This is a genomic window from Candidatus Cloacimonadota bacterium (assembly GCA_020532355.1).
Classification (GTDB): domain Bacteria; phylum Cloacimonadota; class Cloacimonadia; order Cloacimonadales; family Cloacimonadaceae; genus UBA5456.
Window position 1 is genome coordinate 1 of sequence record JAJBBD010000271.1, and the last position, 2,567, is coordinate 2,567.

Consider the following 2,567-nt stretch of genomic DNA (forward strand, 5'->3'; position numbering starts at 1 on the left):
AGCATTAGTGATAACATTATGGCGCTAATATAAAAAGTAAGTTTAATTAACTTTCTATAAGCGGCTCTCACGCGCTCTTCATCATCAACAATTTGTGATAGTATCGGGTAAGTTACTCTTTGCGTGCTTGATTCTATGTTTGATGAGACAAGAGTTTGAAACTGACTTGCTCGACTGTACAGGCCAAGCTCTGCTGCTGAAAAGTACTTCCCAATAACCAGGCTGTATATATTTGTATATATTGAATTTAACATACTGGATCCAAGTATGCGTGAACCAAAACTAAACAGCTCTTTAAAAGCGGACACACTATAGCTTAGTGTTGGCTTCCATACCGATGACAAGTGAAGAAGCAATACCCTGATCAGATTCTGGCTTATCATTTTGATGGCTAGACTCCAATATCCAAAGCCCATAAATGCCATAGACACACCAATAAGCCCGGAAATCGAACTTGACCATGCATTAATCTTTGTTTGTCTTTTAAAATCTATATTGCGTGTAAGGATCGCCCTTTCTACTATTCCAAAAGAATTTATAACAAGATTTAGAGACATGATTCGCACGACAAGAATAAGTTCTGAATTGTTATAAAACTTGGCTATTGATCCGGCTGCAAAGTATAGAAGAGCAAACATTGCAATCCCCAGACCAATATTAGTGTAGAACATAGTGTTGTAGTCGTCCTCAGTACAGTCTTGCTTTCGAATCAAGGCTTGCTCCAAGCCACTGTTCACAATTGCTTCTGAGAACGTTATGAAAACCATGCTCATGCCAATTATCCCATACTCGGTAGGACTTAAGAGCCTTGCTAGAACTACGCCAAATACGAAATGAATGACCTGATTCACCATGCTGTCGGTGAAGCTCCATTTAAGACCGGAGATGGTTTTATTTCTGATGCTCAGTTCTTATTCCTTCAACCATTTTGGTAATCTACCTTAAAAAAGACTTACACTAGAGCTGCTGCGACCGAAACAACTAGCCAAAGCGACCCATAAATGCGATATCATTCGATTCCTGCCCCAAGAACAGGGAAAGAACGAAATGGAGTATAGTTAATTTTACCAGTACTATCCAGCACCATGTTAGGATGCCCATGGTATACGAAATCATCTCTATCGATAATAAGGGTCTTAATCATTTCAGCATCCGATGTATAGAAGTAATTCATCGATGCGTCTACATCAAATCTGTTAAAACCAATGATGTGCATGGCCACTTCATTATCTCGGAAGTTATTGTCATGGATAATCGGCGTACAGTCGTAGTAGTTAAAGTTCATGTCAAGCCCTATGCAGATGCCCTTGTCTGATAGTAAATAGTTCCTTTGGATGACTGGATCAAACTCACCGCCACAAACCCGAACATCATACTTACCGTTTTTCTCTAAAACGTTGTTTTCTATTGTAGTGAGAGATGCATATGATTCGACTCCGTAGTTGTTTAACACAAAAAATGAGTTTCGCACCTGGGCATCACAGTAGTCCTTAATCTTTACTCCTGCTGTGTTGCTATGCAGCACCACATTATCGATCGAAACTTCATCGCATCTTAATGCATAGAAACCCCCGGATGAGGTATATATAGAGGGTATCGCATCCCTAATTACTGATGCTATAGAATTGCTAATATCAACACGCTCATTGTTTTCAAAAGCCATGCCTCCAGAGCTTTTGCGAATAACGCAGTTTCTGACAATAGATTGTGCACCATTCATCTTAATACCGTTTAGGGAATACTCGATTACGCAGTTTTCCAGTATAACATTTCCGTTTACAACTATTCCTCCGGACTGAGTTGCTTCTCCCTGACTATTGTAAGCAGAGGTTACTATTGAATACGACCCACTCGAAGATAACTCAGCATTAAGAGTTCCATTAATCATCATGCTTTTCATAGCATTAATCTCAATTCTTGTACCCTCGTTGAAAACCACATCCCCATTAATCGTTAGATCATCCTCAATAACATATGTCTTATAGGAATCAAATCCAAAATCGCCTTGAATGAAACTGGATAGCACTACTTCAGGATACAGCTTGATGTCAGTTGTTGTTCTTGGCTCGATATTCGCCATACTTATAAGATTATTCAGGTCATTTGTACCGGGCGTAATTTGTATATTATGAAAATACCTTATTCCCCAATTCTCTTTCGATATTACAACATTATAGCGTCCTAGAGCTACGCTCCCCTGAGAAAACGATCCATCAGATGCAGTTATGGTTTTATAGATCGGCATTGAATCCCGATGATCGAACTCGGTTTCCTGCCCAATCATTACTCCAATATGAGGATAATATCCATTGATGCGTGTTATAGTCGTATCCAGCTCTGCTAGCTCGTAGAGAGCTATCGTAACCCCTGAATAGTCCGCCGGATCAAGGTCAGGATTGACGGTATCATTTACTAAGACTACCCTACCTGTAAAGGTGCCTGTTTTTGGTGATGTGCTACTGTCGCAGGCAGGAAGCAATATGCTGACTGAGCACAATGCCAGAATGACAAGTGCCAACGGCAGGCGGCATAGACTTTGCTTAGTTTTAAGTTTCATACTTCTGTCC

Annotated in this window: 2 protein-coding genes; both read right to left on the reverse strand. The window is 40.2% G+C overall.

All coding sequences use genetic code 11. From position 1 onward, the window contains the following. On the reverse strand, positions 1-887 hold an 887-nt coding region (locus LHW48_09325), incomplete at its 3' end, for a lipopolysaccharide biosynthesis protein (protein MCB5260651.1). A 122-nt stretch (positions 888-1,009) separates the two neighbouring features. Then, positions 1,010-2,567, reverse strand: a 1,558-nt coding sequence (locus LHW48_09330) for a hypothetical protein (protein ID MCB5260652.1), incomplete at its 5' end; no start/stop codon positions are given.